Origin of the sequence: Streptomyces pimonensis, from assembly GCF_041380215.1 — a bacterium.
Classification (GTDB): domain Bacteria; phylum Actinomycetota; class Actinomycetes; order Streptomycetales; family Streptomycetaceae; genus Streptomyces; species Streptomyces pimonensis.
Window position 1 is genome coordinate 60,301 of sequence record NZ_JAHWZY010000010.1, and the last position, 26,983, is coordinate 87,283.

Sequence of the window (26,983 nt, forward strand, 5' to 3'; positions counted from 1 at the left end):
CGCAGCGAGGCGCCGATCGCGCGTCTCCGACACCGACGGTCCCCGGGCCCGACAAGCGGAGGCACAGCAGCCTGCGCAAATCGGGCTCGGGAACTGTTGTACGCACTTAGCCTTGGGGCATGGGGAGCTACGGGGGAGTGACGCGGGTCGGCGGAATCGGGGACGCGGCGGTACGGGCGGCGCAGTCCGCGCGGAGCGTCGAGGAGTTCTTCGAGGCGGTGAAACGGGTCGTACGGCCTGTGCTGCGGTTCGACGTATGCGCCTGCGTGACCGTGGATCCGCAGACGCTGATGAACACCGGCGGTGACTACCGGGACGGCCTGCCGTCCGCCATGATGCCGCGCATGCTCGACATCGAGTACCGCGAAGGGGACGCCAACGACCTGGCGGATCTGGCGGCCAGACCGACGCCGGTGGGCCTGCTCAGCCGGGAGACGCGCGGGAACCTCGACCTCAGTCCCCGGTACCGCGACATCATGCGGCCTCTGGGATTCCGCGACGAGTTACGTGTGGTGCTGCGGGACCGTCACGGGGCGTGGGGCGCCCTGGTCATGGGCCGCACGGTCGACGCGCCCCCGTTCGGCTTCCCGGAGCTGGCCGTGGCGGCGTCACTGGTCCAGCCGCTGGGGAGCGCGCTACGCCGGTTGCACCTGACGCGGCTCGCCGAGGGGAACGCCTCGGGGGCGGCACCGGGACTGGTGCTGCTGGACGGCGGCCACCAGGTGGTCCATGCGACGCCCACCGTGGCCATGTGGTTCGACGAGCTGGCTCACACCGACGGCGTGCCCCACGTCGACCGTGGACTGCCTCCCGCCCTGTACGCGGTGGCGGCGGCGGTGCAGGCTGCAGGAGCCGCCGCCTCCCACACCTCGTGGATGCACAGCCGCAGGCACGGCCGGGTACGGTTGCACGCCTGGCGTCTGGAGGATCCCACGGCGACCTCGGCCCGTACCGCCGTCGTCGTCGAGCGGGCCGGTCCCGCCGAGCACATCGCACTGATCGTCGCGGCGTACGGACTGACCCCTCGTGAGAGGGACATCACGGCGCTGGTGCTGCGAGGGCGGTCCACAGCCGACATCAGTCACAGTACCGGCTTGTCACCCCACACGGTCCAGGACCACCTGAAGGCGGTGTTCGACAAGACGGGCGTCCGCAGCCGGCGAGATCTGGTCGCCACCTTCTTCGCCCGTCACTACTTGCCGGACATGACGCCGGCGTGACGACACCACCCGTCAGGTCGGAAGAGGTCCACTCCCGCAGCGATGATTTCCGGCGTACAGCGAAGATCCTTCTCCCGCCGGGCGTTTTCTCATGAACACCCAACCGGCGTTCGGACGTGCTGTCATGACAGGGTGACGAGGGAGCCGGAACGCCCGGGCGCAGGGGAACGGTCACCACTGCCGCGGTGACGAGCACGGCCGGCCGTCTCGCTCCGGGCCCTCACCTCCTGGGGCTGATGGAGGACCAGCTGGATCGTCTCCGCGGTGCGGGGTTCGCCGACCGTGACGCCGCCCTCATCACCTACGTACTGGGCGTGTACGTACAGGGCTTCGTGCTTCAGGAGCAGGCGCCTCTGGCAGCGGATCAGGCCGACGGTGTTCCACGTACCGCAGTCGCCGAGACCGCGGCCGACAGGTTCCGCAGCCTTCCGCAGGACACCCCCCCATTTTGTCGCGCTCGCCGACCACCTCACCCTCCCCACCATGGAAGAGCGGTTCCGTTTCGGCGTCGAGCGCCTGTTGGACGGGATGTCGGCACTGCTTGCGGATCAGCATCGTGGACGGCTCGGCGGAGACGAAGAGGACCTCCAGACCTCCACTTCTGCCGGACGAGGCCGGTGAAACAGGTCGCGGACCGGGTGGTCGAGCGTCCAACGGGTGGACGGCGGTGTCGTGGCGGGCGGTGGACATGACATAGAAGGCGTCAGGCTGCTCGGGCTCGGCCCTCACTCCTCGCCGAAGCCGTACCGGCCCACGGGCGCACCGGTTCGCCGGTCTCGTGCGCCGGCCCGCTCTGCCGGGTGGGGCGGGGGGAGGACCGGGAGACGCCCGGCCTGCCGGACGGTGTGTTCGGGAGGGAACCCCATGGCGGTGAGCGCGCTGATCAGTATGCCGTGGGCCAGCACGGCGGTGGTGTCGGCCTCGGCGCCCAGGGGCAGGTGAACGGTCTTCCACAGCCGTGCCCACCCGGCCCGTACCGTGCGGCCGAACTCACGGTCGTCGGCCGCTTCGGCGGCAGCGACCGTGAGGTACGTCTGCAACTGCATAAGGAGCGTCTCCGGGTGCTCGGCGGCCAGACGGGTGTAGGCGTCCGTCACGGCGCGCAGCGCCTTCTCACCCCTCAGCCCGCGCGTCGCGTCCTCCAGCACGCGGCACGTGTCGTCGAGCGCGCGGAGCGAGGCCGCGACGAAGATCGCTTTCTTGTTGCTGAAGAGCCGGAAGAGATACGGTTGGGACACGCCCACACGCCGTGCGATCGCCTCGGTGGAGGTGCCGTGGAATCCCTGCCGCGCGAATTCGGTGACCGCCGCGCGGACCACGCTCTCGCGCCGTTCCTGTGCGTTCATCATGCCCATGATGGAGGGTGGACGATCATCGGCTGACGGTGTCGTGGGGTGGTCCCGCGTGCGGGTGCGGTGGCGGCCGCCGCCGGGCGGGGCGCCACCGCACCCGCACGCGGGCGCTCATCCGGTCATACGGTTTCCCGCACCGCTGTCCTGGCGTCCGGTTTCCCGGGGGACGTCACCGAGGGGCGCGGCTCGCGCGGGATGCCGAGGGCGCACAGGGCGCCCGCGAGGACCACCGCGACACCGATCCACACCGCCGGGCGCAGTCCGTCGACGAACTGCTGCGGTCCTTCTGTGCTGCCGTGCGCCACGAACACGGTGCTGAGCACCGCGATCCCGAGGGCGCCGCCGATCTCCCGGACGGTGGTGTTGGCCCCGGACGCCTTGCCGGCGTGCTCGCGGCTGACCGACGCCAGGACCACGGCGGCGGTCGGCGCGAACACGAAGCCCATCCCGACGCCGGCCACGATCATCGGGCCGACCAGGGCGGAGTAGGCGGTGTCCGTGTCCGCGACCAGGTTGATCCAGCCGAGGCCGATCCCCTGCAGGAGCAGCCCGAGCGCCATGAGGCGGCCGCCGCCGACCCGGTCGGTCAGCAGACCCGCGACCGGGGCCACGAACATGGGCATCAGGGTCCACGCCAGGGTGCGCACCCCCGCCTCCAGCGGCGTACGCGGGGGCACGATCTGCAGGTACTGCGACAACAGGAAGATGGAGCCGAAGACGCCGAAGTACATCGTGGCGGAGACGACGTTCGTCAGCGTGAAGGCGCGGACCCGGTAGAACGACAGGGGGAGCATCGGTGCGGGCACCCGTGCCTCCCACAGGACGAACGCGGTGAGCAGCACCGTGCCCGCGGCGAACGCGCCCAGAACCTTCGCCGACGTCCAGCCGTCCGTTTCGCCGTGCACGATGCCCCACACGACCGCGAGGAGCCCGGTGGCGGCCAGCAGCATGCCGAGCAGGTCCAGACGGGTTCCCGCCAGCGAGCTCTCGCGCAGCGTCATCAGTACCAGCGGCACGGCGGCGACGCCCACCGGCACGTTGATCCAGAAGATCCACCGCCAGTCCAGGCCGTCGACCACCGCGCCGCCCACCACCGGGCCCATCGCGACGGCCAGGCCGCTGATGCCCGACCACAGGCCGAGGGCGAGGCCGCGCATCCGGTCCGGCACGGCCTGTGACAGCAAGGTCAGCGACAGCGGCATCACGGCCGCCGCGCCGAAGCCCTGGGCCGTCCGCCAGGCGATCAGCTGGGCACTGGTGTCGGCCAGCCCGCAGCCGGCGGAGGCCAGGGTGAAGACCACGATGCCGGTCACGAACAGGCGGCGGCGGCCGAACCGGTCGCCCAGCGCGGCGCCCGTCATCAGCAGGCAGGCGAAGCTGAGGACGTAGGCGTTGACGAACCACTGCAGTTGCTCGGTGGACGCGCCGAGGTCTTGTGCCAGGGTGCGCAGGGCGGTGGAGATGACGAGGTTGTCGAGCGCGACCATGAACATCGGCACGCTGCAGGCCACGATGGCCAGCCACAGCGGCGCGTTCCGCCCCTCGCGGTGCGGGGCGGCGGCCGGCTCGTCGGGACCGGTTTTCTTTTCGGACAGTGTCATGACGGGGGAGTCTCCTCGAGGGATACGTGTCCGGAAGGAGGGGGAACGGCGCGGGTCAGGTGGCGGCGGTGTCGCCGGGGGCGCCGTCCAGGCGCTCCTGCTCGGCGAGGCGGTGCCGCGCCTGCGCCCAGTCGGCGGACAGGCCGGCCGCCGGCGCCCGCCAGAAGGTGAACACCGAGCGCCTCATCGTCGGGCGCAGGTCCTTCATGATCGTGCGGTGCGGTTCGGCCCGGGCGTAGGCGTGCAGGGCCTGCTCGTCCTTCCAGGCCGACAGAGTCCAGAAGGTGCGCCTGAGGGGCTCGGCGGCCAGGGAGGCGCCGAGGGCGCCGGGCGCCCCCTTGACCTGCTTCCACGCCTGGAGCGAGCGCAGGAGGAAACGCGGTACGTCGGTGAGGGAGCGCACCTCCAGGCGGGACGCCATGACGACGGCCTCGGTGTCGGGCAGGGGCGGGTCGGCGGCGGTCCAGCGCAGGGTGGGCATGGCTGTGGCCTTTTCGTGCGGAGGCAGGAGCAAGGGAAAGGGGCCATTGGATACCTTCGCTATCCATGTTAGACAGTTAAGGTATCCAATTGCCAGAGCGGAGCCGTGCGATGCGCATGTCCGAGCTGAGCCGCCGCAGCGGCGTCCCCGTGGCGACGATCAAGTACTACCTCCGCGAGGGACTGCTGCCCGCCGGGCGGCAGCTGTCGGCGACCCAGGCCGAGTACGACGAGCAGCACCTGCGCAGACTCCGTCTGGTACGCGCCCTCATCGGCGTGCGCGGCCTGCCTGTGAGCACCACCCGCGAGCTGCTGGGCGCCCTGAGCGAGTACACCGGCGACACCCACCGTCTGCTGGGGCTCGTGCTCGGCGGCATCCGGACGTCCGACGCCGCCGAGCAGGGCGTCCCCGAGCCGGCCGACGTGGACGCCCTGGTGGCCGAGCTGGACTGGGACGTGCACAAGGCGGCCCCGGCCCGCCTCGCGCTGGCCGGGACACTGGCCTCGCTGCGTACGCTCGGCGTCCCCCTCGACCGGCACAGCCTGCTGCCCTACGCACGGCTGGCGCAACGGACCGCGGTCCTCGACCTCGACCAGCTGCGGGGGATCGACGACCCGCTGGAGACGGCCGAACGCGCACTGCTGCTGACCGTTCTCCTGGAGCCCGCGCTGATGGCGCTGCGGCGCATGGCCCAGGAGAACGAGTCGGCGCGGCGTCATGCGGAGGCCGGAGACTGACCGGTCACCGGCCGCCCAGCTCCCGCAGCAGTTGGGCCGCGGCCTCCTTGCCGGAGGAGAACGCGGCCTCGTGCGAGCCGATCTGGTCGTGGTACTGCTGCCTGGAGTGGAAGTAGGAGCCGCAGAGCTTCACCCGGGTCCCCTCGTTGACCCGGTAGACGGTCCGCTGGGCGTCGCGCATCGCCATATCGATGACCGGGTGCTCGTAGTGGAAGGTGCGGATCACCGCGCCCTCGCGGATCTCCTTCGGGTAGTCGAGGGTGACGACGTAGTCGGTCTCCGACTCGAAGCCGTGCAGCTTGTTCATGTAGTACGCCACGTAGGTGTGCGGCTTTCCGTCCAGGGTGACCTTGCCGTAGTTCCAGGCCTCCCACCGTGAGCGGTCCCGGGACAGGACGGAGGTGTCGGTGTGCAGGACCACGGTGGAGGAGTGGTAGCGCAACGGGGCCAGCAGGTCGCGCTGTGCCGGGGTCGGGTTCTCCAGCAGGTCCCGGGTGGTGTCGGCGTGGGTGGCGACGACGGCGTGGTCGAAACGCTCCTCGCCGGACGCGGTGCGCACGAGCACCCCGTCCTCGTCCTGCCGGATGCCGGTGACCGGCTCCGACAGGTGTGCCTTGGGGTCGATCGCCGCGATCGCCCTGCGCACGTAGGAGACCGAGCCGCCGCCCACGGTGCGCCAGTCGACGCGCCTGCCGCCCAGACCGCCCTCGTCGTGGGCCATGAAGAAGGCGATCACCGTGGTCGCGGGCATCTCCCAGATCAGCTCCGCCGGCACCGACCACACGGCGCTGCACAGCAGGATGAAGTAGCTGTACCGGAACTCCCGGCTGTAGCCGTTTCGGTCCAGGTACTCCCCCATCGGCATGTTCGTCCGCTTCCGGAGGAAGTCCCGGCGGCCCTCCTCGTGGAAGCGGCGGGCCTCGCGGAAGACGGTTTGGAAGGACTCGGGATAGCGTGCGCGGACCTCCTCGTCCGGCAGGTCCAGTTCGTCGCTGCCGAACTGGACCCCGCTGTCCTGGTCGAAGAAGTTGAAGCCGCTGAGGAGGCGCTTGGACTCCACGCCCAGTTCGTCGAAGAAGCCGGTGAGGTTCGGGTAGGCGGGCGCGTTGAAGACGACGAACGCGGTGTCGATGCCCAGGGTGCGGCCCGCGTCCCGCACCTCCACGGTGTTGGCGTGACCGCCGAAGCGGTCCTCGCGTTCGAACAGGGTGATGCGGGCGTGCTCGCGCAGGGCGTAGGCGGCGGAGAGGCCGGCGACTCCGCCGCCCACGACGGCGACGCTGGGCTTGTCGGTCATCGGGAAACTCCTCGTGACAGGGGGGATGAGGGGTCAGCCGGACAGGACGGTGACGTGCAGTCCCGCGGGTCCGGCGTACTCGGTGGCGACGGCCACCACGTGGTGCGGGCTCGGACGGATCAGGTCGAAGTGCCAGTGCGCGGTGGGGCGTTCGAGGTCGTGCAGCCGGACCGGCGGAGCGGACGGGCTGGTGAAGGCGAACGAGGAAAGCCTGCGGCGCAGCCCGGTGCCCAGTGCCTTCAGATAGGCCTCCTTGAGCACCCAGTACTCCGCCACGCGGACCGCCCGCGCCCGGCCGTCCGCGGCGGTTGCCAGGTCGGCCCGCTCCCGCGCGGCGAGCAGCCGCGGCAGGTACGTCACCGCGTCGGCGCCTGCGGGACAGGACTCGGCGTCCACGCCGCAGGCGCGGCCGCGGTCGGTGACCACGCAGGCGATCAGACCGTCGGTGTGCGAGACGTTGAAGCGCAGGCCGGAACCGGCGGACAGGGCCGGCTCGGGCCTGCCGTCCGCGGTGGTGCGGAAGCGCCACGAGCCGGCCGGACGTCCCGACCGGGCACTCAGTGCCTGCCGGACCAGCAGCCGCCCGGCGACGCGGCGCAGCCGGACGTGCGGTGCGAGCGCCCGCTCGCACCGGGCACGCTCGTCGTCGTCCAGCAGGGCCGTGCCGCCCAGCCGGGCGACGAACGCCTCCGCGGCGGACTCCGGAAGCAGCCACAGGTGGCGGTCGCCGGGCGACGGCCGTCCGTACTGCGCGGCGCCCGCCGCGGGAGCCTGACGCACCGCGCCGTCACCGGCCCGGGTGTGGCCGGGACGGGCGGGAGCAGCCGCGCCCCGCACGGTCGATCCGTCGACGGCCGGTCCGGCCGTCCGGAAATGATGGGTCGTGCGCATGCAATGCTCCGAGGGCTCAGCGGCGGGCCGCAGACAGGTCCCCCCGCTCCGCGAGCGGGAACTGCCAGTGACTGAACAGCCGGTCCTGCCGGTACAGGTGCCGCAGCACCCGCATCACCTCGTCGACGGTCGCCGCGTCGGTGACGGCCTCGTGCGGGCGCAGGTGCCGGCGCAGCCGTTCCAGCTGCAGCAGCAGCAGCGCGCCGCTGGGCAGCGGGTCGTCCAGCGCGGCGGCGGAGTGGACGTAGGTGTGCACGCAGGCGGCGGTGGCGTGCAGCAGGCAGTACTCCTTGGCCAGATCGAACAGCTCCGCGGACTGGCCGTGGGCACGGCCGAGGGAGGCCTTCAGCGCCGCGAGCCGCTCCCGTACCGAGGCTGCGTGTCCGAGGAGCTCCCCGGCGACGGCGACGGACCTCTCCAGCCACGCACGCTCCTCGCGCTTGGCCTCCCCGGCGAGCCGGCGCAGCCGTTGCAGGGCGGCTGGGGCGGCCAGGAGCGCGTCGTCCCGGCCGCGACTGAACAGCTCCTGGTCCCAGGGCCGGTACAACGGCAGCTCCCGGTCGATGCCGAAGAGGACGGGCGCCCGCTCCTCCGCCTCGGCGCGCGCCGCCCGGTCCGGCTCGGCGGTCGTGGCCAGCAGCCCCTCCAGCTGCAGGGCGACGTTCTTCAGGTTCACCACGGTGTTGCCGTCGGCGAAGTTGGCCACCGGCAGGTCGCGCAGCATCTTCTGGTGGACGGCGTAGTGCGGGTGGTCCCGGAGGTAGAATCGCGCGCCGAGCACCACGTTGAGCTGGGAGAAGGTGCGCTCCAGCAGGGTCGGCACGAAGTACTTGACCACGGACGACCACACACTGGTCTGTTCGGGGACCACCTGCAGGGCCCGCACCGCGCCCAGACTGACCGCGTCCGCGATCATCAGGTCGGCGAAGCACTCCGTCAACTGGCGCCGCGAGTACGGGATGTCGCTGACGGTGGAGCCGAACACCTCGCGGCCCTCGGCGAAGTCGAGCGTCACCCGCAGCCCGGTGTCCACGGCGGACAGCGCGATCCCGCTGATCAGCGCCCGGGCCGTCTGGGAGGTCTTCAGGGCGATCTCCAGGCCCTGACCGGCACGGCCGAGCAGGGCCGAGTCCGGGACGAAGACGCGGTGCAGGCGGAAGCCGCTCATGTCCAGGCCGCGCAGGCCGTGCATACGCTCGCGCGGCAGCTCCTCCACCCAGCCCGCGGGCGCGCCGCGCTTGTCCACGACGAACACCGAGTAGCCCCCGGGGCCGCCCCGGGGGTCGGTGCGGGCGTGGACGCTCAGGCCGTCGCTGACCCGGCCGTTGCCGATGAGCCACTTCTCGCCGGTGAGCAGCCAGCCGCCGTCGGTCCGTGCGGCGGTGAGCTCGTTGGCGGTCAGGTCGCTGCCGTGACGCCGCTCGGACAGGCCCCAGGCGTACCGGGTGCCGTGCCGGATGGCGTCGACCATGCGCCGCTTCTGCTCGTCGGTACCGGCGATCCAGGCGGGCATGAAGCCGAGACTGGTGATGATGAAGGCGGTGGCGGTGGTGGGATCGCGGCGGGCGATCAGCCGCATCAGGTTGAAGCCGATCTCCACGTCGCCGGCCTTGCCGCCCTGGGCGCGCGGCAGCGAGTGGTCCAGGGCACCCCAGCGCTGCAGCAGGTTGACGAACTCGTAGGGGTAGTCCTCGCGTTCGTCGTACTCCAGTACGCGGGCGTACGGCATCCGGCTGCCGGCGTCGTGCGGATCGCCGAGGTGGTGCTCCAGCCGCCGGGCCAGTTCCGTCAGGTCTTCCTTCGGCACGGATGTCTCTCCCAACAGGTCAGTGGTGGCGGGCGAGCAGGACGGGCAGGGCGGAGAACAGCAGGCCGCCCCCGTGCAGGCCGGCGGTGACGTCGAGCGCGGGCGACTGGGCGGCCGCCTCCCGGCGCGGGTCCACCTGGTCGGCGCGGGCCAGGAGGTGGGCCAGGCAGGCGCCGAGCCAGGCGGAGGAGCCCGGTTCGGTGCCGAACAGGGGCCTGGCGGGGTTGGCCCACCACAGGTGGAGGCAGCAGGCGGCCGCGTGCAGCCAGGCGAACCGTTCCGCGAGGTCGGCCAGGCCGGTGTGCCGGTCGGCGGCGGCCGCCCGGGCGGGCAGCTCCCCGACCGCCGAGACCAGCCGCGCGACCAGGTCCGCCGTGCTCGTGTCACCTCCTGACGCCAGCCGGGCGAGCACCTCGGGGGCGACGGCGCCGAGCGCGGCGGTCACGGGGTCGCGCCCGCGGGAGCCGAGGTCCAGCCGCTCGGGCGCGTAGGGCGGCAGCGGGGCGCTCAGGTCGAAGACCGTGCGCACCGCCGGCACCGGGTCCCCGGCGTGTGCCGGCCGCACGAGCGCCGGCAGCTGCCCGGCGTACGAGCGCAGGTTCGCCAGCGTGCTGGTGTCCACCACCCGCACCACCGCCGCATCCCGCTGGAGCTTCTGGAACAGCCCGCCACCCGGACCCTCGGTGCGCAGCACCGCGCGCGTGGCCAGCACCGTGCCGCAGCGGCGGATCAGCTCCTCGGCGCTCTCGGCCACCACGTGTTTGGCCGCGCAGCCCCACACGCTGAACACCTCGGGCGCCACGTGGATGCCCCGCGCCGAGGCCAGCGCGGTGGCGTCCGCGGCCAGCAGCGCCGCCGAGGCCAGGGCGAGCTCCCGCCGGGGGTGAGGGGAGTCCAGCACGGTCCGCCGCCCCACCCGGCGTCCGGAGGCGAAGTCCAGGGTCAGCCGGAGCGCGGTGTCGGCGCAGCCGAGGCTGCCGGCCATGCTCATCACCCGCACCACCTGCTGCGCCTTCATCACCGACTCCAGCGCCCGGCCCTCCGCACCGACCAGCGCGTGCGCCGGGACGGGGAAGCGGTCGAAGCGCAGGTGGGCGAAGTCGATGCCGCGCATGCCACCGACGGGCACGGCCGGACCGCGTTCGACGTCCCGTTCCGTCAGGTCCAGCAGCACCGCCGAGAACGCCCCGGGGCCCCGCTCGCCGGTCCGCGCGACCACGTAGACCGCTTCGCAGCGGTGGCCCAGGCCGACCAGCCATTTCTCGCCGCTCAGCGTCCAGCCGCCGCCCGCCGGCTCCAGCCGGGCCGTGTTGGCCAGCAGGTCGCTCCCGTGCTCGGCCTCGGACAGCGCGAAGCCGACGGCGCCGCCCCGGCCGAGCAGGTCGGCCGCGTACCTCTGCTGCTCGGGCGAACCGTGCAGGGCCAGGCAGGTCGCGGCGGTGATGCCGAACATGGTGCCGGGCATGACGTTCAGGTCCCGTCGGGCGGCCGTGCGCGCCAGCAGCATGCTCCGGTCGAACGACTCGAACCGGCCGCCCCACTCCCGCGGCAGGTAGTTGAGGTGGAACCCCGCACCGCGCAGAGCCGCGGCCAGCTCCTCCGGGAAGGCGTCGCGCTCGTCCCGGCAGACGGCCGCCGCGAACCCGTACGGGCTGCCGTCGTCGTACGGGTCGCCCAGCAGCTCCTCCAGCTCCTCGGGGGTCACGCGGCCTCCTCCAGCGCGCCCGTGGAAGCCTCCAGGGGCACCGGCCGGTAGTCGGCCGCCGCGGCCGGGAAGCGCACGCCCGCCGCGCGCAGCTGCGCCAGCCGGGTGTGGAAGGCGGCGCCGCGCATCAGGTGGTGGGCGACGTCGGCGACCTTGCGGTTGCGCGGCGCCTTGAGGTAGCTGGCGGTGACCCAGTCGTTGAAGGCGCCCATCGCCGGCCCGCACCACACCTGGTAGTCCAGGACGCGGTCGGGGTCGCCGACGGTGGACCAGCGTGAGGCCATGCCCAGGTACCAGCGGAAGACCAGCGCCATCCGCCGCTTGGGGCTGCCGGCGGCGCGGGCGAGCTGCTCGGGGTCGCGCCGGGTGAAGTAGCGCACGCACTCCTGCCAGACGTCCTCCAGGGGGCGGCGCAGGATCTGCTCCTCCAGCTTCGCGCGCTCGGCCTCGGGCAGTGCCTCCAGGCCGTCGTACGTCCGGTACAGCTCGTACAGGCGCTTGGCCCGCATCGGGAACAGGGTGCCCTTCTTCAGCACCTGCAGCTCCACGCCCATCTCGAACATGTCGGCGGCGGGCGCCATGTCGCAGTCCGCGATCCCGGCGTCGGCGAGCAGCGCCTTGGTGGCCCTGGACGCGCCGGACTCCACGCAGGACTGGTTGACCGAGCCGGTGACGACGTAGGCGGCCCCCATGGTGAACGCGGCGGCCACCGAGGTGGGGCAGCCCAGGCCGCCCGCCGCGCCGACCCGGACGGGCGTGGCGTAGCGGTGCTCGTGCTGCACGGTGTCGCGCAGCCGCAGGACGGTCGGCAGCAGCGCGGTGAGCGGGCGCCGGTCGGTGTGCCCCCCGGAATCGCCCTCGGCAGTGATGTCGTCCGCCATCGGCACGTGCCTGGCCAGTTCCGCCTGCTCGGGCGTGATCAGCCGCTGGTCGAGCAGTGCGCCGACCAGGCCGGCCGGCGCCGGGCGCATGAAGCGTTCGGCGGTCTCCGGGCGGGAGACCTTCGCGATCAGCCGGTGGTCGCAGACGACGGCTCCGGACGGGGCGCGGCGCAGCCCGCTCAGCCGGTAGCGGACCACGTGCGGGCTGAGGTCCATGAAGGCGGACGCCTCCACGCACCGCACGCCGTGCCGGAGGAACAGCTCGACCGCCTCACGCTCCAGACGTTCCTCGCTGGGGCTGTGGATGAGGTTGACGGCGTACGGCAGGTCGGGGATCTCCTCGGCGAACCGGGACAGCGCCTTCCCGATGGTCTCCGGCAGCAGCCCGGCCGCGCCGTAGGAGGCGAGGTACCCCTCGCGGGCGAGGGCGATCACCATGTCGGCGGAGGCGATGCCGCCGGCCATCGCGCCGGCCATGTAGGCGTGCCGGACACCGTGGGCCGCCCGGAAGGCTGGAGAGCCCAGGTCGTGGGCGGGCAGCGGGGCGGCGGCCGCCAGCAGGGGCAGGCCCTGGCCCGTCCCGGCCCGGCCGCCGGAGGCGGCGCCGACGCCGGCGGGCGTGCGGACGATGAAGCAGGGGCGGTCCAGGTCGGCGAGGGCCCGGTAGACGCCGGCCGGATCGGTGCTCGGCCCGCTGCCTCCGTACCAGCGCAGCGGAGTGGTCTGGGTGTCCATGGGAGTGTCTCCTCCGGTCCTTCAGGTCTGGTCGCCGGTGTCGTCCGGGCGGACCTCGACGGCCACGTCCGTCAGCTCGTAGATCCGCAGACCCGGCTTCCACAGGTCGGCGTCGGCGATCACCACCAGCCGCTCGCCGTCCCGGCGCACCTCCTTGATGTGCACGTCGAAGCGCAGCTCGCCGTCGTGGCGCAGGATCTGCCCGCGGTACTTCCAGCTCATGGGGATCTCGCGGGCCGGGGCGAACCGCGGGCGGGGGACGCCGTCCGCGAGGCCCTCCTCCAGGACGTACAGGCGCAGCGCCTGCAGGACCGCCTCCACGCCGAGGGAGCCGGGCATCACCGGATCGCGGTGGAAGTGGCAGTCGAAGTACCACTCGTCGGGCCGGATGCGGCGGTGTCCGTACAGGTACCCCTTGCCGTGCCGGCCGCCGTCGCGGACCAGGTCGACGTGGTCGACGAGGTGGAAGTGACCGCCGGGAAGGTGCAGCCGGCCACCCGACGGGTCGGTGAACTGCGGAGCGTCGTCGTCGAGTTCGATACGGCATACGGCGGCGGGGCGGTTCTGCTCGATCCAGGGCGCGACGTACGCGCCGTTGTCCAGGCCCACCTGGTTGGCGAGCGCGGCCTCGCCGAAGTAGCCGAAGAGGGACTCGCCGGTGTAGAACACCTCGCCGTCGGCGGACAGTTCGTAGCGGAACTTCTGCAGTACCGCTCCGGACACCGCGCTGGTCATCAGCAGCGTCGAGTGGTGGCGGACCGTCCGGCCGCGCAGGTCGATGTCCTTCAGGAGGGTCGCCGTGCCGTCCAGGTTGCGGATGGAGTACTCGGTCTGCGGCTGCTTGAGGGTGGCGCCGAGGTAGTAGCCGAGCAGGATCGCCGCCTGCAGCGAGGTCTCCATGTACACGCAGTTGGGCATGTGCGGGTGGGAGTTCTCGGCGTAGTACCAGGCGTCGGCGGGGGAGTCGTACTCCGTGACCATCTCGGAGCCAGGCCTCAGGTCGCCGCGCACGCCCTGGAGCCGCATGATGCGGTCGACGAACTGGAAGTCGCCGTTGGGGATGTGGGGGGCGCGGCCGTCCCTGTAGACGTCGAACTCCGGCCCCATCGCCGTGCCGAGATCGCCCTTGGCGGCGTGTGCGAGATGCAGTTCGTTGATCATGGCGGGCTCGCCGGCGCGGTTGCGGCGGCCCAGGAACTCCGGGACGCCGCCGGCCTGCGGCCGGTACGGGGTGCCGTCCTTCTCTCGGATCTGGATGCCGAAGTCGCGCATCCGGATCACCGGCTTGTCACCCAGGTACACCAGGATGTCGGCGATCACCGAGGGGCGCGGGAGCAGGGTCAGTTCCATGATCTCGATCTCGTACCGGATCTCGGAGTGCGCGGGCGTGATCTGACCGCGCACCTGCACCTCGGTCTCCAGCCCGACGATGGTCTGGAAACGGGCGTCGGGCAGCACCAGGTGCATGCCCTGGTGCAGCAGGTAGGCCTGGAGGGTCTGCACGGCGCCCTCCGCCACCAGCGAGCCGGCCAGCACCGGGTCGTCGGGGAAGTGACACTCGAAGTACCAGGCGTCCGGCCGGAGCCGCTTGTACGCGGTGATCGCGCCGATGCCGCGCGGCCCTCCGGTGCGGTCGATCACGATCTCGTCGACCATGCGCAACCGGGCGTTCGGCAGCCGCAGCGCCGGGTTCAGGCCGGGGTCCTGGGCGTGGTGCGGCCCGAAGACCTCGCCCGGTCTGCCCTCGGCCAGCAGCTCCAGGTCGGCTGCGGTGAGGTGGTTCCTGTCGGTGTACGCCAGCGGCTTGAACCAGGTCCTCGTCAGCGCGGCCCGCCGCTGCCGGTCCTTCTCCGTGATGACGACGCCGAGCGGGGCGTCCAGCTCCGCCTGGCTGAAGAAGCCGGCGCAGGCGTCCTTGAGCTCGAGGATCAGCTCGCCGTCGGCGTAGCACAGGTAGCTGAAGAAGAACAGCGTGGTGTCGCCCTGGCGGACGAAGCGGTTGATGGAGATGTCGTAGCGCAGGGTCTGCCCGGTGCGCGGCAAGTCGCCGTGGAAGACCAGCCTGCTGTCCAGCAGCCGGTACACGCGCTCGCCCCTGTTGCGGAAGTCGATGCCCAGGTAGCTGATGAGCAGCAGGTCGCACTGGCCGGCCTCGATGGCCACCGCCGGCGGCACCCCGCCGTCGACCGCGTACCAAGCGTCCTCGGGCACGTCGTACTCGGTGCGGATGAACGAGGGCTCGTAGACACCGGTCCCGGCCTGCAGAGCGGTGACGCGGGTGACGAAGTGGTACGGCGGCGCGGGCAGCCGGACCCGCTTGGCGTACGCGTCGACGGGCGCGAACTCGGGACCGAAGACGTCCGCGACCTTCCCCGTGGCGAAGGCGAGGAGCTGCTCCTCGCCCCAGATGACACCGGACGGCTCCGACGCGGGCGCGGGCTGCGGTGGCAACGCGGAGGGCGGCGGGGCGGCCGGCCGGCCGGCCGCCCGCGGGACGGCGGGCGCGGCAGGGGCCGCCGGGGCGTCGAGCAGCGCCTCCGTACGTGCAAGGACCGCCTCCTGGAGCACCCGCTGGGTCTCCATCACGACCGAGTGGGTGGCCACCATCTGCTCGCGGATGTCACGTACCAGGCCGGCGACGGCGGCACCGGAGGCCCCGGCGGCAGGCGCGTCGCCGTCGGCCGCCGGAGCCGGGCGGACCGCGGGCGCGGGCGGCGCGCCGGAGTTCCCGGCGGGCCCGGGGGAAACGGGCCGCGCCGGCCCCGGGGCCGCGGCGTCCGGCTCCGCCCAGGGCAGGAACGCGATCGGCTCGCCGTCGAAGGCGATGCGGTCGGCGTCGTCGAGGGTGGGGTCGGCGGGCATGGGGTCGGTCACCTCCAGCGGGACGGCCGCCGCGGGGGCGGGTCGCGCATCCTTGACGTCGGCTGAGGGCGTGGCCGCGGGGGGTGCGGGCACGTGCGCCGTGTGGGTGGGCGGCGCGGGCTGCGGCGCGGGTTCCGCAGCGAGGACGGGCAGGGCCCCGGCCCGCTGAGCGATCCCGGCCGGGACGGGCGCGCCGCCGCCGACCGGAACCCGCAGCCGGGACGGCCGACCGGTGGTCACCGGGTCGGGGCCGAGCAGCGCGACCAGGTCGACCGGCAGCCCGTGCGCGGCCAGCCGGGCCGCGAGCTGGGCCACGGAACGGGCGGCCGGCACCCCACGGCGGTCGGTCGGCATCGCGACGTGCGGTGCGTCACCGAGGGTGTCGTGGATCCAGCGGGTGCAGGTGGAGCCGGGGCCGGTCTCGACGAAGTAGCGGAAGCCGCGCGCGTAGGCGGTGCGCACCAGACGCGGGAAGTCGACGGTGCAGCGCAGGGTGCGGGCGATGCGCCGCGCCGTCCCGGAACGCTCCAGGCCGGGGACGGGGCCGTAGTCGTAGGAGCTGAGCAGCTCCAGTCCACCCGGCGAACCGGTCGGGTGGTCGTTGAGTTCGGTGAGGCCGTCCAGTTCGCCGTCGACGACCGGGCAGTGCATGACCGAGCCGACGGGGGAGCGGGCCGACGGGCAGCCCAGCTCCTCGATCAGCGCCCGGCACCGCGCCGGGTCGCCCGCGATCACCGCCTCACCGGGGGTGTTGACATGGGTGAGGAACACCCGGTCGTGGCGGTCGAGGGCCTCGGTGATCCGGTCCGCCGACTCCAGCAGCACGTAGCTGCCCCACACCTTCTCGTCGGGGGTGTCCTCCGGCAGGTTCCACAGCTCGCGGACCGTGCGCCGCGGGCCGGTGAGCCGGTCGTGGAACAGGGGGGTGGCGCCGATCCGGTCGTCCCGGCGGGCCGAGCGCAGCCAGCCGCCGGTGGCAAACAGCATGCTGGACTCGCCCAGGCTGTAGCCGAAGGCGCCGTGCGCGGGCACGCCCAGCAGGTCGCGGACCAGGTCGGTGTGGAGGATGGCGAAGGTGGTGCCGGTGGCGAGCATGAAGGGGATGTCCTCGCCCAGCTCCGCCTCCAGGGCCATCAGCGCCCGCCGGTCGGGGGCGGTCCGGGTGCGCGGGTACAGCTGTGCGGCGCGGAACATGCGGTCCGGGTCGGCCGCCTCCGCCTCGAAGCGGCTGAGCAGCGAGGGGAAGATCCGGAACAGGTCCCGGCCGAGCCCGGGGTAGGAGTTGAACGCGCCGGGGTAGACCAGGGCGACCTTGCCGTCCGGGCCGAGGGGGCGCGGCGCGAAGCAGCTGCCGGCCGGGGTGGTCCACTCCTCGCCCCGGGCGTACGCGTCCCGGAGATCGCGGCGCGCCGATTCGAGCTGTTGCCGCAGCTGCGCGCGGTCCCGGCCGACGAGGACCACGCGCAGCGCGCTGCCCGGCAGCCGTTCGGCGGCGGCGCGGCCCAGCCGGTAGGGGTCGGTGCCGTCCGCCAGGAGCTCCAGGTGCCGGTCCACCTCGGTCAGCAGGCCGTCCACGTCCGCCGCGCCCAGCGGCAGCAGGACGGGGGCCGAGGCCCGGCGCCAGTCCGAGGACACGTCGTCGCCGCGGGTGCGCTCGGCGGACAGCACCACATGGCCGTGGGCGCCGTCGGAACCGATCACGTTCACCGCCGCGTACCGGCGGGCGCCCCGCGCGGCGCGCAGCCACGGCCGCGACGCGTCCGGCACGTGGCAGGCGGAGCCCGCCAGCAGCCCGGCCAGCTCCGGGTCGGGCCGGCGCCAGCCGGGGACGCCGGGCACGTAGGCGTGGTGCAGGCACAGCACCGCCCGAAGCAGGCCGGCCATCGCGGCGGCGCAGCCGGTGTCGCCGAGCTGGGCCTTGGCGCTGCCCAGGGCGAAGGCCCCGGAGCCGGCCGGATACACCTGCGCCAGTGCCTCCAGTTCGGCGGCGTCCTGTGCCGCCGAGCCGCCCGCGTGGGCCTCCACGTAGCCGACGTCCCCGGCAGTGATCCCCGCGGCCGCCAGCGCCTGGCCGGCGGCCCGGGCCAGCGCGGCGGCGTCGGCCTCCGGCAGCACGCCGTCGACGGGGACGCTGTGCCGTACCGCGACGGCGTCCACGCGGGCGTAGGCGGTCCGGGCACCCTCGCCGGGACGGGTGACGACGACCGCGCCGGCGCCCTCACCGATGCGCACGCCCCGCTGTCCCTCGCCGAAGCTCAGTCCGGCGCCGGCGACCGGGCGGGCGCCGCGCAGCAGCAGGTTCTCCGGTGAGCCCGCCAGGTCCACGGCTCCTACCAGGACCGCCTCCACCGTCTCGTCCAGCAGCAGCAACTGGGCGATCTGCAGGGCCTCGGCGGTGGCCGCGCCGTCGGAGGAGAGGGTGAAGGAGGGGCCGGTCAGGTTCCACAGGGAGGAGATCCGGCTGGCCATGATGTTGCCGATGTAGCTGAGCACCTCGTTGGCGACGATCGGCCGGTGCACCCCGTCGCGGGCGACGGCGGCGAGCGCGGTCCGCTGCTCGTCGGTCGGTTCCAGCCCGGCGTCCTCGTACGCGCGGCGCAGGAAGTCGCCCAGGCCGTGGCGGGCCAGGTGCAGGTGGGCGCTGGGTTCGATCTCCATCGCCACCACGACGGCGACGCGGCGCGGCCGGGGGGCCCTCTCGCCCTGCGGCACGCTGCGGTCGTATCCCGCGTCGCGCAGCGCCTCGTCGGCGACCTTGGACATCAGGGCGTGCTGGAGGTTGTAGTGGCGCAGGTCGGCGGGCGGGATGCGGTGGTCGGCCGGGTCCATGCCGATGCGGTCGACGAAACCGCCCTCGGGCAGCGCGGCGCGGGTCAGGCCGGCCCGCTCCAGGGTCCCGCCCGTGACGTCCTCCAGGCCGCGCCAGCGGTGTTCGGGCAGCGGCTGGAAGGCATCCGTGCCGTCGTGCAGCGCGCGTTCGAACGCGGTGACGGAGTCGAGGGTGCCGAAGTGGGCGCCCAGGCCGACGACGTCCAGGGCCGGAGGCGTGACGGGGCCGGTCTCCTCGGCGGTGTCCTCGGCGGCGGCCTGTCGGGAGACCACGACGTGGGCGTTGGTCCCGCCGAACCCGAACGCGGACACGGCCGCCCGGCGGGGCCCGGGGCGCTCGTCGGGCCAGGCCCGCCCCTCACGCACCAGCGGCAGCGCTTCGGTGAGCGGCTGCTCCACCCCGATCGTGGGCGGCACGTGCCCGTGCCCCATGGCCAGGATCACCTTCAGCAGACTGCTCAGGCCCGCCACGGTCAGCAGGTGGCCGAGGTTGCCCTTGACGGAACCCAGCGGCGGCACCGGACCGTGGGCGCCGAACCAGGCGGCGACCGTCTCGGCCTCCGTGCCGTCGCCCACGGGCGTGCCGGTGGCGTGGCACTCCAGGTAGTCGACCTGCTCGGGACCGAACCCGGCCCGGGCGTAAGCGAGTTCGTAGGAGGCCAGCTGCCCGGCGGGGTTGGGCACCAGCAGGTGACGGCCGGCGCCGTCGTTGGACAGACCGATGCCGTCGACGACCGCGTGGATCGCGTCACCGTCGGCGAGGGCGTCCTCGAGCCTGCGTACGGCGACCATGCCGGCGCCCTGCCCGGTGAGGATGCCGGTGGAGCGGGCATCGAAGGGCTGGCTGACGCCGTTGTCGGGATAGGCCTTCAGGTCGGAGAAGGACAGGTGGATCAGGGTCGGGTCGGGCGCGCACACCCCGCCCGCGAGCACGAGGTCGGCCTGCCCGGCGGCAAGGTGCTCGCAGGCCAGCTTCAGCGCGTACAGGGCCGAGGAGCAGGCCGCGTCCAGGGCGTAGCGGGGGCCGCCCAGGCCCAGCGCGGCGGCGGCGACGCGGGCCGGGGCGCCGCTGACCCGGGCGTCGGCCGGCGACACGGCGGACGGGTCCAGCAGCGGGGCCGGACCGGGGGCCGGCCGCCCGGACCGGCGCAGGCCCTCCAGCACCGCCTCCTGCACCAGGGGCAGGCTGATCCGGGCCGAGGCGGGTGTGGGGAAGGAGTAGTTGCCGATCACCAGGCCGGTGCGGGCCAGCATCCCGGGACGGTCGGCGTGGCCGCTGTCACGCAGTGCCTCGCGGGCCACGTGCAGGGTCCAGTGGAAGACGCGGTCGAGGCGGCCGATGTCCTCGGCGCGCAGCAGGAACCCGGTGGGGTCGAACTCGAAGTCCGTGACGAACCCGCCGCGCACGCAGGTGATGGTGTGCGCGGGGTCCGCGTCCCGGACGTCCGGGGCGGGGCCGAAGACCTCCGGCCCGCCCTCCGTGCGGCTGTCGAGGCCGGCGCGCAGGTTCTCCCAGAAGGCGTCGGGGCGGTGCGCTCCCGGAAAGAGGCACGACATCCCGACGATCGCGAACTTGCTCATGGGCAGCTGTTTCCTCCGAGGGACCGGTTCCGGCGGACGGGCGGGCAGCCCGCCCGCCGGAACCGGCGGTCAGTGGGTCTGCTCAGCGGCTCGCGAACTTGGCGGCCAGCTGCGGGGTGGACACGAGGGACACGTCGGCGAACCGGAGCAGCACCCGCCCGTCGGGGGCGCACGCGGTCACCGTGAGGGTCGCGCCGACGCCGTTCGCCGACACCGGCTCCACCACCACGACGAACGGTCCGCCGTCCGGCAGCGCCTCGTGCAGTTCGGCGCGCGCCACCGCCGTCGGCAGGCTCGCCACACCGTGGTTCAGCCGCATCCACACCAGTGCGGCCTGCAGCAGCAGGTCGGCGGTGCCGGGCGCGTAGCGGCTGCTGCCGAACGCGCCGCCCTCGGGCCGGTGCTCGTCCAGGGAGCAGGAGATCACCAGCCGCGATTCGTCCGACTCCAGCACGCGGCGCAGCCCTCGCAGGGAGGTCCCGTGGAAGAGGGTGCCGTCGGTGTAGAAGCCCTGGGCGTCGCTGCCGTCGCCGAGGGCGGGCAGCGTGGTGATCCGCGGGGCCTCGCCGGCGGTGGTGCCGAGGATCACCCGGGCCGCGTAGCGCGGGCGTGATCCGCCGTCGCCCCCCACCGAGCGGACGGTGACGTCCGCCTCCCTCCCGTCGGGCGTGGGGTCGACGCCGAGCCGGAACACGTCGCCGTCGGGACCGCCGTCGAAGACGACGCCCTTGTGCACCGTGAAGTCCCGGATCTGCGTGACGGCCCGGCCGGTCAGCCGCTCGACGGCGCCGGCGATCCAGCCCAGGGCGGCCGTGGCCGGCAGCACCGGTGCGTCGCCGATGACGTGGTCGGCGACCAGCGGGTGGGCGGCCAGGACGGTCAGGTCCCGCTCCAGGACGACCGGTGACGCGGGCGCGGCCGCCGCGCGCACCGACAGGGGGGTGGTGGGGCCGAGCACGGTGACCAGGTCGCCGGCCCGGCCGGGCGCGAACTGCTCGGTGAACAGGCGGGTTCCCGTCTCCACCGGGATCAGGGCGATGCCCCGCTCCTCGAAGACCGCCTTGATCTGGGGCGACACCATGCCGCTGTCCCAGGCACCCCAGTTGAGGGAGGTGACGTGGGCCTCGGGGTGGCTGCGCCGGAAGGCGGCGGCCCAGGTGTTGAGGGTCTCGTTGGCCATGGCGTAGTCCGACTGGCCGCGGTTGCCGAAGAACCCGGCGACCGACGAGAACAGCAGGACGTGGCGCAGCCGCTCGGCCGGCAGGGCGGCGAGCACGGACCGCAGGCCGCCGAGCTTGACGGAGAGGACCCGCTCGATCTCGGCCGCCTTCTTCGCGGAGATCAGCTGGTCCGCCAGGACCCCGGCGCCGTGCACCAGACCGGTGATCCGCTCCCGGTACGGGGCCAGGGCGGCCGCAGTCGCGGCGGCGTCCGTGATGTCGACCGGCAGGTATGCGACCTCGCTGCCCGCGGCGCGGATGTCGGCCAGGGTGTGCCGGACCTCGCGTTCCCCGACGACCGCCCGGTACAGCTGCTCGACCCGCCTGGGCGTCGGCTTCTGCCCGGACTGCTTCAGGTGGGCGGCGGCGGCCGCCTTCAGCTCGCCGGGGCCGGTCAGGCCGTGCGCCCAGGCCGGTTCCTCGTCCAGGGCCGTGCGGCCCAGCAGGAGCAGCCCCGGCCGGTGCGCGGCGGCCAGCGCCACGGCGCAGCGCGCGGTGATGCCGCGCCCGCCGCCCGTCACCACCAGCAGGTCGTCGGGGCCGACCGGGACGGCCGGTGCGGACCCGGTGCGGCCGAGGGGTTCCTCGCCCAGGGTCAGCGCGATCCGCCGGGTACCGTCGCGGCCCACCTGCACCGGCTCGCCGGCCGCGTCGTGCGCCTCCTCCAGGACCAGGTCGGCGGCCCGGTCGGCGCCGAGCGCGGGAGCCAGGTCGACGGCGCGGCAGAAGAGTTCGGGCGCTTCCACCGCCAGGGTCTTGACCAGGCCGCCCACGCCGCCGGCGGGAGCGGCGTCCTCGGCGACGCCGGTGAGGCCGAAGGTGCCGTCCAGCCGGGTGACGGTGAGGAAGGAGGCCCGGCGGCCGGTGGCCGCCGCGTCGGTCAGCGGGTGGACGAGGTGGCGGGCGACGAGCAGCAGGTGCGTGAGCCTGCGCACCCCTTCGGCCCACGGCAGGCCTTCGGCGGCCGCGAAGCCGAGCACGAGGTGCACCGGTTCGCCGTCCAGCTCCTTCGTGCGGGCGGCCAGTTCGTCGGGGTCCCAGCCGGTGAGGGGCAGGTCCGCCGCCCCGTCGACGCGCCGCTCGACGCCGGGCAGACGCAGGGTGCGTACCCGCCAGCCGGCCGCGAGGAGCCGGGCCGCCGTCGTCACGGCGACCTCGCTGCCGTCGTCCACGACGAGCGCGGTCGCCCCCTGCGGATAGGCGTCGACGATCCGGTCGGGCAGCGGCAGGTCCACGACCGCGGCCTGGCCACGGCCGATCGCGGCGGCCGGGGCCGGCACGGACGGCGCGGGCCGGACGGCGTCCGGCGTCTCGGCGGCCGGGGCTCCGGACAGTCCGGTGACGAAGTCGACGATCTCGCCGAGGGTGCGTAGTTCGGCGAGTTGTTCGGGGCCGACGGGGGTGGGGCTGGGGAAGGTCTCCTGCAGCACGCCCATGATCTCGACGCGCTTGATGGAGTCGATGCCGAGGTCGGCCTCGATGTCCATGTCGAGGCCGAGCATGTCCGCGGGGTAACCGGTCTTCTCCGCCACGACATCGAGCAGCGCGGCGCGTACGTCGTCCCCGGCGGGCGGGGCGGCCGGAGCGCTCGAGGCGGTGTCCGGCGGGGCCGTGGTGACGGCCGGCGTGGTCCCGGCGGTGGCCGGGACCGTGGACCGCGTGCCGGTGCCCCCGAGGTCCAGGACGAAGTCGACGATCTCGCCGAGGGTGCGTAGTTCGGCGAGTTGTTCGGGGCCGACGGGGGTGGGGCTGGGGAAGGTCTCCTGCAGCACGCCCATGATCTCGACGCGCTTGATGGAGTCGATGCCGAGGTCGGCCTCGATGTCCATGTCGAGGCCGAGCATGTCCGCGGGGTAACCGGTCCTCTCCGCGACCACGCCGAGCAGCGCGGAGGCGACGGCGTCGGTGTCGAAGGCGGGGGCCGAGGCGGTGTCCGCGGGGGCCGCGACGGCGGGCGCCGGCTCGTGGGCCGCGGACCCGCCGAGGCTGAGGACGAAGTCGACGATCTCGCCGAGGGTGCGTAGTTCGGCGAGTTGTTCGGGGCCGACGGGGGTGGGGCTGGGGAAGGTCTCCTGCAGCACGCCCATGATCTCGACGCGCTTGATCGAGTCGATGCCCAAGTCCGCCTCCACGTCCATGTCGAGGTCGAGCATGTCCGCCGGGTAACCGGTCTTCTGAGCCACCACGTCGAGCAGGGCCTTCGCCACGTCGTCGGCGGAGGGGCCGGACGACGTCGTCCCCCCGGACCGGGCAGCGGCCGCGGTGGGCGGCTGCTCGACCACCGGTGCGGACGGCCCGGGGACGACCGGCTCGGCCGCGGGGGCCGGGGCCGGCGCGAGGGCGGCGGGCACGCCGGACTGCGGCTCGACGGCACGCGTCTCGTACGAGGGGGCGGCGGGCACCTGCGCCGGAGCGTGCTCGGCGGCCGTGTTCACCGGCGCCGGAGCACCCGTCTCCAGAGCGGCCAGGTCCCGCAGGATCTCGTTGGCCCGCAGGTGGGTCTGCCCGATCGCCAGGCCGTGCTCCTTCACGGCGGCCAGGCCGGGGACCACCGCGTCGGCGCGGCCCTGCTGGCCGGCGCGCTCCAGGACGTCCATCATGCGCCGGGCGCTGGAGAGCTGGCCGCGAAGGTAGTCGTCGTGCAGGGCGAGGTGGTCCGCGATCAGCGCGGAGAGCCGGTCGTGGGCCGGCGCGGGAACGGAGGATTCATCTCGCACGGTCATGTCCTGGGGGACGTCTGCGGGAACGGACAGGGCCGTGGACGCCGTCGCGGTCGGCGCCCCGGTGGCCGGGACGGGCGGTGCGGTCTCCCGCGGTGCGGGAGCGGGGGCCCCGTCGGCGGGCTGCCGGTCACCGGCCGGTGGGGCGGTGCCCACGGAACGCGGGTCCTCGGCGGCCGGAAGCGGTTCCTGCGGGGACCGGCCAGGCACCCGGTAGCCATTGTCCAGCGCGTCGCGGTACGCCGCCCTACGGGCCTCGGAGACGTGGTTGATGCCGTTCAGCGGTACCGTCATGCCCTTGGCGGGCTCGGCGGTTGTGGGCGGGGCCACGTAGCGGTCCCGGGGCGTCAGCGGCAGTCCGAGCACGGACAGCTGGGCCACGGCACGCTTCAGGGTGAGGTCGGCGTCGCCGCCGCTGCCCGGGTCCAGCTGCACCGCGAAGTGCTCGCGCTCGCCGAGGATGCGGTCCACCAGCCGGGTCAGCACGCCCTTGGGCCCGAACTCCACGAAGGTGCGGAAACCCGCCGCGTACATCTCCTCCACCCGGTCGGCGAACTCGACGGGACGGACCAGCTGGTCGACCAGCGTGCGCCGGTTGGCCTCGACGTCCGCGCCGTAGGAGGCGCCGGGGGCGTTGGCGAACACCGGCCGGCGCGGCCTGCGTATCTCCGCCTCGGCGACCCGGCGGCCGAACGCCTCGACGGCATGCGCGACGAACGGCGTGTGGAAGGCCGCGGACACCGGCAGCCGCAGCGCCCGCAGGCCGGCCTCGCCCGCCGCCCCGATGAACCGTTCCACGGCGTCGGTGGCGCCGCCGACCACGGTCTGGTCGGGGGCGTTGCGGTTGCAGACGGTCAGGTCGGGGTGGGCCGCCAGCAGCTCCTCGAGCCGTTCGGGCGGGGCGGTGACGGCGGCCATGGCACCCGGATCGAAGTCCGGGTCGGCGGGCGGGGCCATCGCGGCGCCGCGCGCCCGGGCCAGCGCGAAGTAGGTGGCGTCGTCGAGCGCGCCGGCGGCCCACAGCGCGGCCAGCTCGCCGAAACTGTGTCCGAGGAACCCCTCGGCGTCGAAGCCGAGTTCGGTCAGGTAGCGGTACTGACCGGCAGCCAGGGCGCCGATGGCGGGCTGGGCGTACTCGGTACGCCGCAGCTCGCTCTCCTGGGCCTCGCGGGTCACCTCGTCGAAGGCGGGCGGCGGGAAGGCGACGCGGGACAGGGGTCGCTCGTGGTCGCCGAACGCAGCGTTCGCCCGGTCGAAGGCCGCTCGCAGCGGCGGCAGTGCGAGCACCGCGGTGCGGCCGGGCTCGACGTACTGGCTGCCCTGCCCGGCGAAGAGCGCGGCCACCTTGCCGGTCGGCGCCGCCGAGCTGCGGAAGTAGACGCCCTTGGGGTGCGACCAGGACTCCGCCGAGGGTCTGGCGCGCAGTTCGGCGACGGCGAGCGCACGCAGTTCGGCGAGTTCCGCGTCGGTGCGGGCCACCAGGGCGAGCCGCGGGTGGCCGTCCGGGGCCGGGGTGTTCCCCGGCTCCGCGCCGTCGTCCAGCGCCCGCACCAAAGCGTCCACGTCGGGGCCGTGCCACAGGTGGACCCGGGCGGTCGGGAACATCACCCGCAGGTCGTCGCCGTCGCCGTGCTCCTCCAGCACCAGGTGGAAGTTGGTGCCGCCGAAGCCGAACGAGGACACGGCGGCGCGGCGCCGGGGGCGGTGCGGGTCGCGGATCCAGGGGCGGGTGCGGATGCTGACGTAGAAGGGGCTGCTCTCCCAGTCGATCGCGGGATTGGGCTTGTCGACGTTGATCGTGGGCGGCAGCAGCTTGTGGTGCAGGGCGAGCGAGAGCTTGATCAGGCCGGCCGCGCCCGCGGCGGCCTTGGTGTGGCCGATCTGCGACTTCACGCTGCCGATCGCGGCGAACTGCCGGTCCTCGGTGTGCTGCGCGACCACGGCCGTGAGCGCGGACAGCTCGGTGGCCTCGCCGACAGCGGTGCCGGTGCCGTGGGCCTCGAAGAGCTCGATGCTGCCCGGGGAGACCTCCGCGTCCTCGTACGCCCGGCGCAGCGCCGTCATCTGTCCTTCCTTGCGGGGCGCGTAGATGGACTTGAAGCGGCCGTCGCTGGAGGAGCCGATGCCGCGGATCACCGCGTAGATCCGGTTGCCGTCGCGCTCGGCGTCGGAGAGCCGGCGCAGCGCCAGCATGCCGATGCCCTCGCCGATCAGGGTGCCGTCGGCGTCCGCGTCGAACGGGCGGATGCGGCCGGACCTGGAGAAGGCGGGCGTCTTGCTGAAGCACAGGTACATGAAGATGGTGTTCTCGGCGTCGCAACCGCCCACCAGCATCATGTCCGAGCGCCGCTCCAGCAGTTCGCTGATGCCGACCTTCACCGCGCCGAGCGAACTGGCGCAGGCCGCGTCGATCGTCAGGTTGGTGCCGCCCAGGTCGAGACGGTTGGCGATGCGGCCGGCGACAACGTTGCCGAGCATGCCGGGGAAGGAGTTCTCCTCCCAGGGCGCGAAGGCCAGTTTGAACTTCTCCGCGATCTCCTCCGCGTCCCGCTGCGAGAGGCCGCAGGAGCGGACGACCTCCTTGAGCACGGGAGTCTGGAGGCGCGCGGACAGCGGCTGGGTGAGCTGGTTGGCGCCGGTCACGCCGAGGACGACGCCGGTGCGGGAGGCGTCGTACCACTCCTGGTCGGAGCCTGCGTCCTTCAGCAGATCGCGGGCCACCACCAGGCTCAGCAGCTGCAGTACGTCGGTGACTTCGAGGGTGTTGGGCGGAAGCCCGAACTCCAGCGGGGCGAAGGGAACGGTGGGGATGAAACCGCCGCGCCTGGAGTACGTCTTGTCGGGTACGGAGGGGTCGGGGTCGTAGTGCTCCGACAAGTCCCAGTGGGTTGCGGGGACGTCCTCGATGCAGTCGGCGGCGGAGACGACGTTCGCCCAGAACTCCTTCAGATCACGGGACTTGGGGTACAGGGCGGACAGCCCGACGACGGCGATGGGGTCTCGGGCGAGCCGACGGTCGAGGTCGGCAGGGTGCGAAGCGTTCACGGCGAGGCTCTCTCGGTCG

Annotated in this window: 13 protein-coding genes; 3 read left to right on the plus strand and 10 right to left on the minus strand. The window is 73.6% G+C overall.

The window, feature by feature from the left end; all coding sequences use genetic code 11:
• Positions 1–119: 119 nt before the first annotated feature.
• Both KYY02_RS12660 and KYY02_RS12665 read left to right on the plus strand, forming a co-directional pair.
• Positions 120–1,220, plus strand: a complete 1,101-nt coding sequence (locus KYY02_RS12660; protein WP_371238009.1) for a helix-turn-helix transcriptional regulator — start codon at positions 120–122, stop codon at positions 1,218–1,220.
• A gap of 185 nt (positions 1,221–1,405) precedes the next feature.
• Positions 1,406–1,912: a TetR/AcrR family transcriptional regulator C-terminal domain-containing protein gene (locus tag KYY02_RS12665; protein WP_371238010.1), complete on the plus strand. Its 507-nt coding sequence runs from the start codon at positions 1,406–1,408 to the stop codon at positions 1,910–1,912.
• A gap of 33 nt (positions 1,913–1,945) precedes the next feature.
• On the opposite strand, the gene KYY02_RS12670 is transcribed toward KYY02_RS12665, so the two are convergent.
• The 3 genes from KYY02_RS12670 to KYY02_RS12680 form a co-directional block, all read right to left on the minus strand.
• A complete protein-coding gene (locus KYY02_RS12670) occupies positions 1,946–2,575 on the minus strand; it encodes a TetR/AcrR family transcriptional regulator (protein WP_371238011.1) in 630 nt (209 codons plus the stop codon).
• A 116-nt stretch (positions 2,576–2,691) separates the two neighbouring features.
• Positions 2,692–4,173, minus strand: coding sequence for an MFS transporter (locus KYY02_RS12675; RefSeq protein ID WP_371238012.1), 1,482 nt, complete (start codon positions 4,171–4,173; stop codon positions 2,692–2,694).
• A 55-nt stretch (positions 4,174–4,228) separates the two neighbouring features.
• Positions 4,229–4,654: a DUF3291 domain-containing protein gene (locus tag KYY02_RS12680; protein ID WP_371238013.1), complete on the minus strand. Its 426-nt coding sequence runs from the start codon at positions 4,652–4,654 to the stop codon at positions 4,229–4,231.
• Positions 4,655–4,764: 110 nt separating this feature from the next.
• Between KYY02_RS12680 and KYY02_RS12685 the strand changes: the two genes are divergently transcribed.
• Positions 4,765–5,391, plus strand: a complete 627-nt coding sequence (locus tag KYY02_RS12685; protein WP_371238014.1) for a MerR family transcriptional regulator — start codon at positions 4,765–4,767, stop codon at positions 5,389–5,391.
• Positions 5,392–5,395: 4 nt separating this feature from the next.
• On the opposite strand, the gene KYY02_RS12690 is transcribed toward KYY02_RS12685, so the two are convergent.
• The 7 genes from KYY02_RS12690 to KYY02_RS12720 all read right to left on the minus strand — a co-directional run bounded on the left by KYY02_RS12690 (position 5,396) and on the right by KYY02_RS12720 (position 26,964).
• A complete protein-coding gene (locus KYY02_RS12690; RefSeq protein ID WP_371238015.1) occupies positions 5,396–6,688 on the minus strand; it encodes an NAD(P)/FAD-dependent oxidoreductase in 1,293 nt (430 codons plus the stop codon).
• A gap of 33 nt (positions 6,689–6,721) precedes the next feature.
• Positions 6,722–7,579, minus strand: a complete 858-nt coding sequence (locus KYY02_RS12695) for a 4'-phosphopantetheinyl transferase family protein (protein WP_371238016.1) — start codon at positions 7,577–7,579, stop codon at positions 6,722–6,724.
• Between the two features lie 16 nt (positions 7,580–7,595).
• Positions 7,596–9,386, minus strand: a complete 1,791-nt coding sequence (locus KYY02_RS12700) for an acyl-CoA dehydrogenase family protein (protein WP_371238017.1) — start codon at positions 9,384–9,386, stop codon at positions 7,596–7,598.
• A gap of 19 nt (positions 9,387–9,405) precedes the next feature.
• The gene (locus KYY02_RS12705; protein WP_371238018.1) at positions 9,406–11,091 is read right to left on the minus strand and encodes an acyl-CoA dehydrogenase family protein; all 1,686 of its coding nucleotides are present in this window, start codon (positions 11,089–11,091) and stop codon (positions 9,406–9,408) included.
• Positions 11,088–12,707, minus strand: a complete 1,620-nt coding sequence (locus tag KYY02_RS12710) for a PfaD family polyunsaturated fatty acid/polyketide biosynthesis protein (protein WP_371238019.1) — start codon at positions 12,705–12,707, stop codon at positions 11,088–11,090. Before KYY02_RS12710 ends, KYY02_RS12705 begins: the two co-directional genes overlap by 4 nt.
• Before the next feature lie 21 nt (positions 12,708–12,728).
• Positions 12,729–19,979 carry a beta-ketoacyl synthase N-terminal-like domain-containing protein gene (locus tag KYY02_RS12715; protein ID WP_371238020.1) on the minus strand — a complete coding sequence of 2,417 codons (7,251 nt, stop codon included), beginning with the start codon at positions 19,977–19,979 and terminating at the stop codon, positions 12,729–12,731.
• An 82-nt stretch (positions 19,980–20,061) separates the two neighbouring features.
• The gene (locus KYY02_RS12720) at positions 20,062–26,964 is read right to left on the minus strand and encodes an SDR family NAD(P)-dependent oxidoreductase (protein WP_371238021.1); all 6,903 of its coding nucleotides are present in this window, start codon (positions 26,962–26,964) and stop codon (positions 20,062–20,064) included.
• Positions 26,965–26,983 lie beyond the last annotated feature (19 nt).